Genomic DNA, 12,475 nt, shown 5'->3' on the forward strand with positions numbered 1-12,475 from the left:
ATGGATGTAACTCTTCAGCGCTATCTTTGCACGGGATCGCCGAGCCGGTGCTGAACAGATACAAATGGATAAATAATAAATAGATATCACCGACGCTCAATACAGCGTCTGGAGTAAAGGAGCCACACCATGATCAGAGCCCTTTGGACCGCCGCGACCGGTATGCAATCACAGCAGACCAACATGGATGTTATCGCCAACAACCTGGCCAACGTCAACAGTTCCGGCTTTAAAAAAAGCCGGGCCGATTTCCAGGATATCCTCTATCAGACCACCCGCGCTGCCGGTGCCGGCGTTGATGGAGGTGAGGTTCCCACCGGCATCCAGATCGGCCTGGGATCACGGGTTGCGGCCGTGCAGAAAGTCTTTACCTCCGGTGACTTTGTTCAGACCGAGAGTGAACTCGATGTGGCGATTGAGGGGCCGGGTTTTTTTCAGGTGATTCTGCCGGATGGAACGGACGCCTACACCCGTTCAGGAGCGTTAAAAAAGGACAGTACCGGCCGACTGGTAACTTCTGACGGTTTCCCGCTGATTCCCGAAATCGTTATCCCCGAAGGCTCGACCAGTATTGCCATCGGCAGTGGCGGCACGGTTGATGTCCTACTTGATGGTGAAAGCACTCCCACCGAGGTCGGTGTCATTGAATTGATCCGCTTCGGCAATCCGTCAGGATTGAAAAGTCTGGGCCGCAATCTCTATTCCGAAACCCCGACGACCGGCGCCCCTATTGCCGGAACCCCCGGAGAGGCTGGTTTCGGGAGTTTGTCTCAGGGTTTTCTCGAAGGCTCTAACGTTAACATCATGGAAGAGATGGTCAACATGATCGCCGGCCAGCGTGCTTATGAAGTCAATTCCAAAACCATTAAAACCGCAGACGAGATGCTGTCGATTACCAGCCAGCTGGTTCGCTGATAAGGATGTAACATGAGACATCAAATGCTCACCCTGCTGACCATCGTCCTGCTGCTGCTTGGGATGAACCCGGTCAGCGCCGGCGAGACAACCCATGTGGTCATCGATCATCAGGAGATGCAACAGATTCTCGATGATTTTCTGGCCGAACAGTCCGCGCTGTTGCCCCAGGTTGAACTGCGGCTTACCGGAGTGCAGTTTCCTTCACCCTACAGGGTGCCGATGGGGCGGATCGAGCATCAGTTACTGCCGTCGCGTCCCGGCGTGCTTGGTAGCCGCCGGATGTCGATCATGACCCGGGTTGATGACCAGATTGTCAGCAATCAGTCGATCCGGATCGAGATCGAAGCCATGGCTGAGATTGCTGTCGCGAAAGAGGGGCTGCGACGCGGCACCATGCTCACCGAGGACCTGATCGAGATGCGCCTGCAGGATATTTCACGGTTGGCGGAACCGATTTTCAACAGTGCCGATGCCGTCGGTAAAGTCGTCAAGCGGACCGTCCGTTTAGGGGAACCACTGCAGGCTCAGCAGATGGAATATCCGCCCCTGATCAAGCGCGGTGAGCGGGTGGTTATTGAAGTTCAACATGCCGGAATGACCCTGTCGGCGGTTGGTGAAGCGCGCCAGGACGGGCGTGAAGGGGAATCGATCAAGGTGATCAATACCGGTTCTTCCCGCGAAGTGATCAGCCGGGTCGTTGCCCCCGGGCTGGTCAGAGTGGAGTTATAGTTATGTTAAAACATCTCTTGTGGATTGTCGTATTACTCCTTGTCAGTGGCTGTGCCATGCCGGGCCAATCCGTCGATCTGGCCGAGGTGGAGCCGATTGCCCCGGTGATTTCAGAACCGGCACCACCGCAGACCGCAGGTTCACTGTGGACAACCAGCCGAGGCGGGATTTTTGCTGACATGAAGGGCAACACCGTCGGTGACATTATTACCGTGGTGATTTCCGAAAATGCCAGTGCCAGCAAGGAAGCCAAAACCCAGACCGGGCGTAACAGTACTATGTCGGCCGGGATCACCAACCTTTTTGGTCTGGAAACGGACATTGGCGATTTTATTGGCGGTAGTCCCTCCAGCATCGTTAACGCCAACGCCGGCAACAAGTTTGACGGCAGTGGTAAAACCGAGCGTAAAGAAGCTCTCACTGCGACCCTGACGACCCAGGTGGTGGAAATCCTGCCCAATGGCAACCTGCGGATCGAAGGGAACAAAACCGTCACGGTCAACCGCGAGATGCAGATTGTGCAGTTATCCGGTATCGTCAGGCCGTCCGATGTTTCCGCCCGTAATCTGGTTGATTCACAGAATGTTCTCAATGCCCGTATCTCCTACGTTGGCAAAGGGGTCATCAGTGATAAGCAACAGCAGGGCTGGCTGGTTCAGGTTCTGGATCAGGTCTGGCCTTTTTAGCGCCGGCAGCAATCGACAGGAGTATCACCATGACAAATCTTACGACCAAATTACTTATCGCGCTGATGCTGGTGTCGGGCATGTTTCTGGCAGTGAACGCTGAAGCCTCACGCATCAAGGAACTGGCTCAACTTGAAGGAGTACGGGCAAACCAGCTGGTGGGTTACGGTCTGGTCGTCGGCCTTGACGGTACCGGCGATAGTGCCGGTACCCGCTTTACTGTGCAATCGCTGGTTAATATGATGGAACGTCTGGGGGTGGCAGTGAATCCGGCGCTGGTCAAGGTGGATAATGTTGCCGCGGTGATCGTTACGGCCGAACTGCCTCCTTTTGCCCGCGCCGGTAGTACCATTGATGTCAGCGTGTCGTCCATTGGTGATGCTGACAACCTGGCTGGGGGAACCTTGTTGATGACCCCGTTGAATGCCGCTGATGGCAATGTTTATGCCGTGGCTCAAGGACCGCTGGTGGTAGGCTCCCTGGCTTTTGGCGGCAAGGCGGCGACGGTTCAGAAAAACCATCCGACCTCGGGACGGATTCCCGGTGGTGCTTTTGTTGAACGTGAAGTCCCTTACGTCTTTGGTGACACAGATAACCTCAATTATCGTTTGAAAAATTCCGATTTCACTACGGTATCCCGTATGCGTGATGCGGTTAATCAGCATTTTGGCAGCTCACTCGCGCGCTCACTTGACGCCGGACAATTGGCAATCCAGGTCCCGCCGCAATTTCGCGACAATGTGGTCGCCTTTGTTTCCGAGGTTGAGCAGTTGCGGATTACTCCCGATACCATCGCGCGGATTGTTGTCAATGAACGCACCGGCACCATCGTCATGGGTGAAGGTGTCAGGATTTCGACAGTGGCCGTCTCCCACGGCAATCTCAGTCTGGTGATCAGTGAATCGGCCAGGGTCTCCCAACCTCTTCCGTTGTCGGAAGGGCAGACGGTGGTGATCCCGGAAACCGAGATCGAAGTGATTGAAGAGATGGGGAATCTGGTCGTGATGGAGCAGGGTGTGAGTATTGGTGATGTCGCTTCGGCCCTCAATGCTATCGGTGCCACGCCGCGCGATCTGATCGCCATCTTTCAGGCGATTAAGGCGTCGGGAGCCCTGTATGCCGATCTGGTGGTGCTTTAGTGGGGAGTGGGGAGTGGGGAGTGGGGAGTGGGACAAATGACATCGCATAGCGATGGACGCCGCGAAGCGGCAGACAACGGACGATTTTATGGACATTAATCACGGTTTTGATACGGCGCACATTGTGGGGCAGGTTACCCGTGCGCCCCGCACGGCCAAAGGGGGTGGACAGCAGGATCCAGCCCGGCTGAAAGAGCTGGCGCAGGAATTTGAGGCGATCTTTATTCAGCAGATGTATAAAGAAATGCGCAACACCATCCCCGATGATGGCCTGATTCCGCGCACCAATGCCGAAGATACTTTTATCCAGATGCAGGATCTCGAAGTAGCCAAAGCTACTGCCCGCCAGGGCGGGATTGGTCTGGCAGAGATGATGCTAAAGCAACTGCAACAGATTGATTGATCGTTAATACCCACAAAAAATAACAGTAGATGATTGTTGTGCCCGGCATTTGCCCGGGCTTTTTTTGTTGGTGTGGATTGGAAGGAATTGTCGGGTGAGAGAAGTTGGGGCCGAAAAATTATTACAAAAATACAATCTTTATCAATTTTTCTTTGAGTAAACCGTGAAATTGATATATTTTCATCTTCCGAAATGAGGATTCATTCTGTCACAATGGGGAGCGGTAAGGGCCTCTTTTGCCGTGTCCTGGTGTGGCGGTAAATGGTTATCTTTGAGGATATTGCATGATGAACGTCATTCCGATCAAACACAGCTGGCACAAACGGCTATTCACAACAGTCGCCGGCCTGATGTTGCTATTGCTAGCCCCTGTTGGGGGTGGTTCCTGGGGTAGCGCCACGGTCTTGGCTTCAGACTACCAGGTTACTGCGACGGCTGCCCGCGGTGGTCAGGTTGTGCCGACACAACGAACGGTACGTGCGGGTGCCACTATGACCTTCACCGTCCAGCCGGAAGCCGGTTACCGGGTACTCGATTCCCTGGTTGGGGGCAATTGCCCGCGTGGAACCTGGAAAGACAATCATTATACTACCGGTGCGATCAACGCCGACTGCACCGTCAGTTTTCGATTTTATTCGTCATCCCACGTTGTCACGGCAGCAGCGCCCCGGGGGGGACAGGTCGATCCACCAAACCGGGTTGTCACCAGCGGATCAACCGGCAGTTTTAACGTCGTCCCCAATCCAGGTCATATCATCAGCACAGCAGTCCGCGGCGACTGCCCGTCCGGCTCCTGGAATGGCAACACCTATACCACCGGGATGATCAGTGGCAACTGTGCCGTTCAGTTTGAATTCCCCAGACTCCATAGCGTAACCGCCACGGCAAGTAGCGGTGGCACCCTGACACCTGCCAGGCAGTCGGTTGTCAGCGGGTCCGGTACTAGTTTTACCGTTTCTCCTGATTCCGGTTATGTTCCAAGCAGTACCGTCGGTGGCACGTGTCCGCAAGGCAGTTGGAACGGCAATCTGTATACTATCGGCGCCATCAACCGCGACTGTACGGTCACCATCGGTTTTTCAGCGCAACGTTCCGTCACCGCCAGTGCCGGCAGGGGCGGGCAGGTCACTCCGACGAACCGTCAGGTTGCCGGCGGTTCGCGCGCCAGTTTTAATCTGCAACCCGATGCCGGCTATGTTTCGCTTGAACAAGTCAGTGGTAATTGCCCGGGGGGAAGCTGGGGTGGAAACACATACACTACTGGAATTATAACGGATAATTGTGCCATCGACTTTGCTTTTTCTCCGCTGGTCAGCAATGTCACAGTTAGTGCCGTCGCAGGTGCAGGGGGAGGTGTCAGTCCGGCAGTCCAAGTTGTCAATCGGGGCAATCGCGCTGAATTTACTGTTAATCCCCAGAGTGGCTACAGTGTTGACCGTTCCGCAGGTGGTACCTGCGCCGTTGGTTCCTGGAGTGGTAACCGATATAGTACGGGAGATGTTCATAGCGATTGTCATGTCAGCTTCAGTTTTGTTTCTGCCCGCTACACGGTCAACGCCACTGTCGATGGTGGGGGTCAGGTTGCGCCGATGCGTCAGACGATTGCTGACGGTGGTAACGCCAGTTTTCGGGTTCAAGCAGACGTCGGGCACCGTATCAACAGCGCAATTGGTGGTTCCTGTGCGGGGGGCGGCTGGAGCGGTGATAGGTACACCACCGGGCCAATCAGAGATCATTGTACTGTACGCTTCAGTACTATTGGCGAAGAACATACGGTGACCGCCAACACCGGGTTCGGTGGCACTGTCACAACGGCAATTCGTTCGGTGACCAGCGGAGCCACTGCCAGTTTTACCGTGGTACCCGATTTTGGTTATGCTCGTAGTGTCACCGTGGATGGCGATTGCCCCCAAGGTACATGGATCGGCAATGCTTACTCGACCGGAGAGGTCACTAAGAGCTGTTCTGTTGAGTTCAGTTTCCACTATATCCACTGATCGAATCGCAGTAAAAGAGTCTTGCATTTGACCATTAAGGGTGCTAATTAATTGTCCATCCGAAAACACCCGGATGGAGAAATGATGTCGGGGCGTAGCGCAGTCTGGTAGCGCACCTCGTTCGGGACGAGGGGGTCGGAGGTTCAAATCCTCTCGCCCCGACCATTCAAAATTAAAAGGCACCTGCGCACCGAAGGTGCCTTTTAAATTGCAGGGTGCGAGGGATTTGAAGCGAAGCGAACGCTGACTTGATGTCAGATGAGCGGCTATGGATGGTCGCGTCAGTGAGCGCAGGGGAGCCGACGCAGGAACTGCCGTGATGGCGGTGACATAGTGGGCAAATCCTCTCGCCCCGACCATTTAAAAACAAGTACTTAGGCCATTCCTGTGGGGGTGGCCTTTTTGCTTTTATTTCATTGTCAGCCCACGACTCAGCAAATACTCCTTCACCTCACAAATGCGAAAAGTGCGGAAGTGAAACACCGACGCCGCCAGCAGCACCTGAGCCCCCCCTTTTACCACTCCATCATAAAAGTGTTCCAGGGTGCCGGCACCACCGGAGGCAATCACCGGCACACTGACCGCATCAGCAATCGCCCTGGTGAATTCCAGATCATAACCGGCGCGGGTACCGTCACCATCCATACTGGTAGGCAGAATGGTGCCGGCCCCTAACTCTTCACACTCCCGTGCCCAGGCGATGGCATCCTTACCAACCGGCTTGGTTCCGCCGGCGACCACCAGTTCAAACCCGGACGGCATTTCCACATTACGCCGCGCATCAACAGCAACGACAATCCGCTCGGAACCAAATTTTGCTGAAGCCTGGCTGATCAGAGCCGGATTTTTGACGGCAGCACTGTTTATCGACACTTTATCCGCGCCGGCGGCAAGGGTTTCTTCGATATCTTTAAGGCTGCCGATGCCGCCACCCACGGTTAACGGGATGGTAATAACCGCTGCCACATTGCGCACCCATTCAAGACGGTTGCCACGATTTTCGAGGGTGGCAGCGATATCGAGCATGGCCAATTCATCGGCCCCTTCCTGCTGATAAAAGGTGGCATTCTCGACCGGATCGCCGGCATCCTTGAGATCGACAAAGTTAACACCCTTGACCACCCGACCATCCTTCATGTCGAGACAAGGCATAATTTTAACGCTTTCCATCGGGTTCCTCCTGCTTGAATGTTATTTTGCCGGGACGACTTGTCGAATTGAGCTGTTATCTTTGCCGATCGCCACCAATCAGCAGGGCATCGACCTGTTCCATGTGTCGGCGATCAGTCATCGTCAGAGATATTCCCTTTCACGGAACCTATTGCTCCACACAGACGCTTGATTTCACTGTCACAACAGGATATTTCTAATTTCTGGCCGGGAAACTTGCTTGATGTTCGTCTGGTTCAGGATGGCCACGGGTTACAGAATAACAAACCGGCGGGCCGAAGGGAATGCTTGATAGCGGCACAAGTGACCCTGATCGTTGAGGCTATAAAAAATCCTACAACTCACCACTTATTGAACAGGAATACCCCGTCTGTCGATCCAGGCGGGGTATTCCTGTATTGCGCTATTTTTCAGACACACTGCTGTCGATATTCCTTTGATCCTTATCCCGAACACAATCAGCATTTTTTGCAATTCGATGGGCAAATCTGGTTATTGTAAATACCGCTACAATCAAGTATATTGACGGATAAAGTACGTCATTTGATGGAATACATACGTCACTTAGGTGAGCAATACACGTCAAAAATGGAGGACGGGATGCTTGAGGCTTTACTTGGAACCGTCAACAAAGAAAGGGTTCTTTTATATCTTTTCGCCAGAGAAGAAGGTTACCCGAGAGAAGTAGCCAAATTTTACGGAGCAGATCTTCGATCGATTCAAAACCAGTTTGAAAATCTGGAGGTCGGAAGGGTACTTTACAGTCGCTTGGTTGGCAATACGCGTCTTTATGCTTTTAACCCGCGCTATCCATTCCTTGAAGAGCTGAAAGCTTTGCTGGATAAAGCGCTTTCCTTTTATTCTGACAGCGAACGTGAGCAGCTGGTCATGGTAAGAAAACGGCCGCGAAGAAAAGGAAAACCTCTGTGAAAGAGATTCGCGCTATGACCATGGGAGAGCTGGCTGCTTTCGTCTGCACCCATCTCCAAATAAATGGCATCGACGTAGTTCTTTCTGGAGGTGGCTGCGTGGCTATCTACAGTGAAGGGCGGTACGTGTCTTACGACCTGGATTTTATCGAGAACATATCCTCTGGGCGGCGCAAGTTGAAAAAAGTTTTGGCCGAGATCGGTTTTCAGGAAGAGGCTAAGTATTTTACCCACCCAGAGACCCAGTATTTTCTTGAGTTTCCTGCCGGCCCTTTGGCAGTAGGGGATGAAACGCCGCAAAAAATTGTCGTGTTGAGCTTTGAAACGGGAGAGTTGGCGGCGTTATCTCCAACAGACTGCGTCAAGGATCGATTGGCCGCCTATTTCCATTGGAATGATCAGCAGTGCCTGGAACAGGCTCTCCTTGTCGCATATGCCTCTGACATCGACATTGCTGAAATCGAACGGTGGTCTTTAAAAGAAGGATATGAAAAAAAGTTTCACTCTTTCCATGACCTCCTGAAGGAAAGACAGTGATATCTGCCTGTTTGCTTGGAGTAAAGCAAGGCAGCAAGGCTCTCACAATCAACAGTAAAGAAATATCCTACCGTTGAGCTTTCTGATCATTCCGGTAATGCAGGCCAAGTGAGATGATGGTTCATCTGAGGTGCTTTTCACTGAATCTGAATGTAAGATAAATTATGAGAAGGTTTTGAAGTTGTTGTGTTATCTTTTGGAAGTTAATGGACGCATTTCCTAAATGTCGAGGTCATTGATAATGAACGAGGAACCAAAACTCATAAAATCGCCGTTATCTCAACCCATCACCAGTGTTGGCAACACGGTGAGCGTTGAAATATACCGACTAGAAAATGAGACGTCATGGACTCTGGAGATCGAAGACAAATACGGTAATTCATCAGTCTGGAACGAAACATTTAATACCGATTCAGAGGCTCTTGTCGAAGCCAAAAGAACCATTCTAGCCGAAGGGATCAACTCTCTTATTGGTCCAGAAGATGGAAAAAGTAAAGGTGATTGGAAGTAAGCACAGAAGCAACTAATTTTTTTGCTCTGGAGGGGCGGGTTCTTAAACATCAGGGATTCTTGGATTGGTTTGATTGGTGGGTTCTGACTTGCCAAAAATCCCTGACACAATACCTGAGACATTCAGAAATAAAGCAGGGGCAATAAACAAGGCTGGTATCCAACAGACAGTGGTCTTACGTCGGAGCGTCCAGGTTAAGTGGCTGATGTGTGGCTTTTTACAATTTAACCCCGTAGTGACTCAGCACTGAAACCATGAGAAAATAACAAACTACGGTAATTGCACCAGACAGGCCAAGGCTCAGATAAAAGTTCAATCCATGCTTCAACATTCTCGGCAATACAAAAAATAGTGCCAACGAAGGAAGGACCAGCCAAAACACGCTTGATGCCAGAGTGCTGATCCTCTCTACATCTTTGGTGTCAATATAGATCCAGAGTATCGCAAGCACTGAAACCAGGGGGACCGAAGCCAGTATGGCGCCAACCAGGGTGCTTCTCCTGGAAATTTCTGAAATAGCTACAATCAGTAATGTCGTTGTTGCAATTTTTACAAGATAGTAACTCAACTTTTTCTCTCTCCTTTCAAGGTCTTTGTTGACGCATTATTGATTTTTACACTTTGTTTTCAGTTTGACATAATGAAAGACTAAGATTACCCTTTTTCGCTGTGACGCCAAACCACTTCGGGAAAAGGTTGCGCTTCTAAAGATAGTAACGCAATACCCAAAAACTGTATAACCGTTGGCATGTGAAATGTGCGATGCTGACCATAGTGAACATGACTTCTCTGCTTCGACATACGACAACAAAACACTTCCTGACGCTGATGCTGGTAGTGGTCTTCCTGGCCGTGTCACTCTGGCAGTCTTCCCATGTGCATCACCAACATGGTCCTGAAAAAACGGAGCTTGCTTCCGTATACCAATCTTTTGTGTCCGGCTTTTCAGGCAGTCATCACGACAATGCAGAACACCACGGCGAACACAGCCATGATACACCTTATCAAACAGCACATTTGTATAAACATCAGCCCAGCTGGAAATCTCTTCGCGGCAAGACGGATGGTGACAGTACATTAAAAATACCCGTAGTCATCTGTGCTCGGGTCATCAGCGTGTCCCCCTCCGAAATCATCAGTATTCCATCTTCGCATGTCATAGAAAAGAATGGCCTCTTGACCGCCGGGCGTCCACCTGCCCGTGCCCCTCCGTTCAGCGTCCCTCTTTCCTGATTTTTTCAATTACTTCACCCAAACAACCTTTGTTTCAGAAAGATCGCTATGAAATTGTTCAAAAACTACCTGGCCGGGAGTGGCCTGATGTGGGGTGTTCTCCCGTTGGCGCTGGTTCTTGTTGGAGCGGCTGACGTGTTCGCCCACGGCGTGACCGCAGGCGACAAGGGATATATCCAGGAAATAAGCGGCGCTATGCCCCTGCCATTCATCTATCTGGGAGCCAAGCACATGGTCACCGGGTACGACCACATTCTTTTTCTATTCGGGGTTATTTTCTTTCTCTACCGGTTCAAGGACATCGGCCTTTACGTCACCCTGTTCGCTGTCGGTCACTCGGTCACCCTGATCGCCGGAGTCCTGATGGAGATCAGCGTCAGCGCCTATCTCATTGACGCCATCATCGGATTGTCCATTATATACAAAGCTCTCGACAATATGGGTGCGTACCAGCGCTGGTTCGGGTTTCAACCCAACACCAAGCTGGCCACGCTGATCTTCGGCCTTTTTCACGGGTTCGGCCTAGCCACCAAGATTCTGGAATACGAAGTCTCCGCTGAGGGTCTGGTGACGAACCTGATCGCCTTTAACGTGGGTGTGGAAGTGGGGCAGCTGATGGCCTTGGGCCTGATCCTCATCGCCGTGGGATACTGGCGACGCACCGAGGGATTTATGCGCCATGCTTACGACGCCAACGTTCTGCTCATGACGGGAGGTTTTCTGCTCATGGGATACCAGCTGACTGGCTATGTTGTCGCCTGAATTAACCAACTCATTTCGTTTAGAAAAGGATATATACCATGCAGCATGCACCGAATCCGGCAGATCTGCCCTCAAGCGCAAAGCTCATTAAGTCAACGATCCTGGCCGCCGTAGTGGCCGCATTTCTTCTGGTTGTCGCCATTTTACCCGCCGAGTACGGCATTGATCCCACCGGGGTTGGCAGTGTTCTGGGCTTGACCAAGATGGGAGAGATTAAAACCTCCCTGGCGCATCAAGTTGCGGAGCAGAACACCGTAGCGCCCATAACCACTCTGCCCGCGAAACCAACCCAACAAGGCGTGGCGGAATCCGTCGAAACAGTGACTACCCTGCGCAAGGACAGCATGGAATTAACCCTGGTTCCCAACGAGGGCAAAGAGATCAAATTGGCATTGAACAAAGGGGAACGGGCGCGCTATCTCTGGTACACCGATGGTGGCGCTCTTAACTTTGATGGTCACTCCGATTCCGTCAAGCTCAAGATCGATTACAAGAGCTGGCAAAAAGGAACCTCACAACGCGAGGAAGGAGAACTTGTCGCTGAGTTTGACGGAAAGCATGGTTGGTTTTGGCGTAATCGGACATCAAAAACGGTAACAATCACACTGCAGGTGGAAGGGGAACACGCTGATATCGAAGAGGCAATCTGACTCTTGCAGAATCAACATGCCCGCAGTTGGTTGCGGGTATGTTGATTCATGCTTTTGAAATTCGCCATGCTCCATGGTGGCATCGACGGTCTACGGTAAAATAAGCTTTCCTTTCTTATCGATCACCCTCGTAGAATAAGAAACGCTCTTAATCACCAGATCGAGGGCGTTTCTTATTTGTCACCACCCATAGAACACGAAACGCCCACGGATACCAAATCGGGGGCATTGCTTTTAGTATATCGTGGGCGGGCTCCCTCATTTGTCAAGCGCCTCCACCGCCGAAGCCAGCGTGGCCAGCGGCAAAAAGAGGGCGAGCGGACGGTTGGGTAGGACGACGAAGCCAAACTGTTCGTAATACTCGCGGGCACCCTGGTTCTTCGCGTCAACAAAAAAACCGATGATCCCGATGTTTTCGGCAACGGCCAAGGTGCGCCGCATGGCATCAACCATCATGAGACCACCGAGTCCTTGACGTTGTAGATCCCTTGCCACTGCCAAACGAGCCAGTTTTGCCGCGGGCGCTTTACGCGGGTACTTCTTCGCATATTCGGGGGGCAGTTCCGTCGCCACGACCTCGCAGCCCACTAGCGTGAAAAAACCCCGAATTTTCACTGGCTCATCCGAATCTACTAGAACGAAGGTGCGCGAGATCCCTTTGTCATTGTGCTGGCGAGCGGTCCTTGAGCGTGGCCAAAAAAATTGATGGAAAAATAAGAGATATTTGACAAGATACGTGGGGGAATAAAAAAGGAGCCCCCTCAGTTATCTTGGCGGATATCAAGGGGCTCCTTGCCATAAGAAAGGCAAG

General features: G+C 52.0%; 15 protein-coding genes and 1 tRNA gene. 13 read left to right on the forward strand and 3 right to left on the reverse strand.

Annotated features, from left to right (window positions below; genetic code table 11):
- Nucleotides 1-129 precede the first annotated feature (129 nt).
- The 7 genes from flgG to ICT70_RS07210 all read left to right on the forward strand — a co-directional run bounded on the left by flgG (nt 130) and on the right by ICT70_RS07210 (nt 6,037).
- Nucleotides 130-915, forward strand: coding sequence for a flagellar basal-body rod protein FlgG (flgG, locus tag ICT70_RS07180; RefSeq protein ID WP_191154958.1), 786 nt, complete (start codon nt 130-132; stop codon nt 913-915).
- A gap of 12 nt (nt 916-927) precedes the next feature.
- Nucleotides 928-1,647, forward strand: coding sequence for a flagellar basal body P-ring formation chaperone FlgA (gene flgA, locus ICT70_RS07185; protein ID WP_191154960.1), 720 nt, complete (start codon nt 928-930; stop codon nt 1,645-1,647).
- A gap of 2 nt (nt 1,648-1,649) precedes the next feature.
- Nucleotides 1,650-2,333, forward strand: coding sequence for a flagellar basal body L-ring protein FlgH (locus ICT70_RS07190; RefSeq protein WP_224746886.1), 684 nt, complete (start codon nt 1,650-1,652; stop codon nt 2,331-2,333).
- Nucleotides 2,334-2,362: 29 nt separating this feature from the next.
- The gene (locus tag ICT70_RS07195) at nt 2,363-3,472 is read left to right on the forward strand and encodes a flagellar basal body P-ring protein FlgI (RefSeq protein WP_191154962.1); all 1,110 of its coding nucleotides are present in this window, start codon (nt 2,363-2,365) and stop codon (nt 3,470-3,472) included.
- 88 nt (nt 3,473-3,560) lie between these two features.
- Nucleotides 3,561-3,875 (forward strand): rod-binding protein, encoded by a 315-nt coding sequence (locus ICT70_RS07200; RefSeq protein WP_191154964.1) that lies wholly within the window; start codon nt 3,561-3,563, stop codon nt 3,873-3,875.
- Nucleotides 3,876-4,159: 284 nt separating this feature from the next.
- Nucleotides 4,160-5,872 (forward strand): InlB B-repeat-containing protein, encoded by a 1,713-nt coding sequence (locus tag ICT70_RS07205; protein ID WP_191154966.1) that lies wholly within the window; start codon nt 4,160-4,162, stop codon nt 5,870-5,872.
- A gap of 88 nt (nt 5,873-5,960) precedes the next feature.
- Nucleotides 5,961-6,037 (forward strand) — tRNA-Pro (locus tag ICT70_RS07210).
- A gap of 243 nt (nt 6,038-6,280) precedes the next feature.
- Here the strand turns inward: ICT70_RS07210 and hisF are convergent.
- Entirely contained in the window at nt 6,281-7,042 is a 762-nt protein-coding gene (gene hisF / locus ICT70_RS07215; protein ID WP_191154968.1) for an imidazole glycerol phosphate synthase subunit HisF, read from the reverse strand.
- Between the two features lie 600 nt (nt 7,043-7,642).
- Between hisF and ICT70_RS07220 the strand changes: the two genes are divergently transcribed.
- From ICT70_RS07220 to ICT70_RS07230, 3 genes are all read left to right on the forward strand, one after another.
- Nucleotides 7,643-7,972 (forward strand): ArsR family transcriptional regulator, encoded by a 330-nt coding sequence (locus tag ICT70_RS07220; RefSeq protein ID WP_191154970.1) that lies wholly within the window; start codon nt 7,643-7,645, stop codon nt 7,970-7,972.
- On the forward strand, nt 7,969-8,508 hold the full coding sequence (locus ICT70_RS07225) for a hypothetical protein (protein ID WP_191154972.1): 540 nt from the start codon (nt 7,969-7,971) through the stop codon (nt 8,506-8,508). Before ICT70_RS07220 ends, ICT70_RS07225 begins: the two co-directional genes overlap by 4 nt.
- A gap of 241 nt (nt 8,509-8,749) precedes the next feature.
- Complete coding sequence (locus ICT70_RS07230; RefSeq protein ID WP_191154974.1) at nt 8,750-9,019, forward strand: hypothetical protein; 270 nt, start codon at nt 8,750-8,752, stop codon at nt 9,017-9,019.
- 217 nt (nt 9,020-9,236) lie between these two features.
- Here ICT70_RS07230 and ICT70_RS07235 read toward each other — a convergent pair whose 3' ends face one another.
- The gene (locus ICT70_RS07235; protein WP_191154976.1) at nt 9,237-9,587 is read right to left on the reverse strand and encodes a DUF3147 family protein; all 351 of its coding nucleotides are present in this window, start codon (nt 9,585-9,587) and stop codon (nt 9,237-9,239) included.
- Nucleotides 9,588-9,781: 194 nt separating this feature from the next.
- Between ICT70_RS07235 and ICT70_RS07240 the strand changes: the two genes are divergently transcribed.
- Genes ICT70_RS07240 through ICT70_RS07250 form a run of 3 tightly spaced genes read left to right on the forward strand, consistent with a single transcriptional unit; the run spans nt 9,782 to nt 11,664 of the window.
- Complete coding sequence (locus ICT70_RS07240; RefSeq protein WP_191154978.1) at nt 9,782-10,252, forward strand: hypothetical protein; 471 nt, start codon at nt 9,782-9,784, stop codon at nt 10,250-10,252.
- A gap of 48 nt (nt 10,253-10,300) precedes the next feature.
- Nucleotides 10,301-11,014, forward strand: a complete 714-nt coding sequence (locus ICT70_RS07245) for a HupE/UreJ family protein (RefSeq protein ID WP_191154980.1) — start codon at nt 10,301-10,303, stop codon at nt 11,012-11,014.
- Nucleotides 11,015-11,052: 38 nt separating this feature from the next.
- Nucleotides 11,053-11,664 carry a transmembrane anchor protein gene (locus tag ICT70_RS07250; RefSeq protein WP_191154982.1) on the forward strand — a complete coding sequence of 204 codons (612 nt, stop codon included), beginning with the start codon at nt 11,053-11,055 and terminating at the stop codon, nt 11,662-11,664.
- 258 nt (nt 11,665-11,922) lie between these two features.
- Here the strand turns inward: ICT70_RS07250 and ICT70_RS15100 are convergent, their stop codons facing one another.
- Entirely contained in the window at nt 11,923-12,429 is a 507-nt protein-coding gene (locus tag ICT70_RS15100; protein ID WP_224746895.1) for a GNAT family N-acetyltransferase, read from the reverse strand.
- Between the last annotated feature and the right edge of the window lie 46 nt (nt 12,430-12,475).

It is taken from the genome of Pelovirga terrestris (genome assembly GCF_014773365.1).
GTDB classification, from domain to species: Bacteria; Desulfobacterota; Desulfuromonadia; order Desulfuromonadales; family Geopsychrobacteraceae; genus Pelovirga; species Pelovirga terrestris.